Here is a 724-nt window from a genome sequence, read left to right as displayed (position 1 = left end):
GTGACTAACAACACTGGCGTAACCATTACTGATAGCACTAATACAGCGATTAAAACCACCATCACCACTGCAGGTACTAATGTCACTGACGGTACTAACACCGCAGATTATGGTCTCACAGGTGCAAGCCTGACAGATGGTGTGAACACCAACAACAGTACCGCACTTGGTAACACTATTACCAGTGGTACTGATGTGACTACCATCACAGGTACAGGCACCAATGTCACAGATGGTAATGGCAATACTGGTAACTATGGTGCTGCTAGCACAGTCTTGACGGATGACTCAGGCAATACTAATGCGAGTGCTGCGATAGGTAATGTCATCTTCGATGATGCCGGTAACTTTAATGCAAGCGGTGCCATCGGTAATGCGATATTCGACGATTCAGGTAATGTCAACTTGAGCGGTGCAGAAGGTAATGTAATATTTGATGATTCAGGTAACGTCACCACTACCTCAGCAACAGGTACTAACGTAACTGACGGTACTAACACCAGTGAGTATGGCGCAGAAGGGTTAGTTGCAACAGATGCTGCTGGTAACAGTACTATTGTGAACCAAGCAGGTGTCAGCTTCACTGACACAAATGATGCACAGATAGGTCCAAGTGTGACCGCAGCTGGCTTCAATGCAGGCGGAACTGTCATTACCAATGTAGCAAGTGGCGGTGACGTGACCGACCCAAATAATGCAACCAACGGCGTTAATGCTGGTGACG

At 47.1% G+C, this 724-nt stretch carries 1 pseudogene; it reads left to right on the top strand.

The annotated features are described in order from the left end of the window. A pseudogene (locus ACT3QN_RS13665) lies at nt 1–724 on the top strand (hypothetical protein); the annotation flags it as partial.

It is taken from the genome of Psychrobacter sp. AOP7-C1-14 (genome assembly GCF_052376135.1).
Classification (GTDB): Bacteria; Pseudomonadota; Gammaproteobacteria; order Pseudomonadales; family Moraxellaceae; genus Psychrobacter.
Note: the sequence above shows the minus strand (reverse complement) of the source record. Positions and strands in the feature narration are given on the sequence as shown.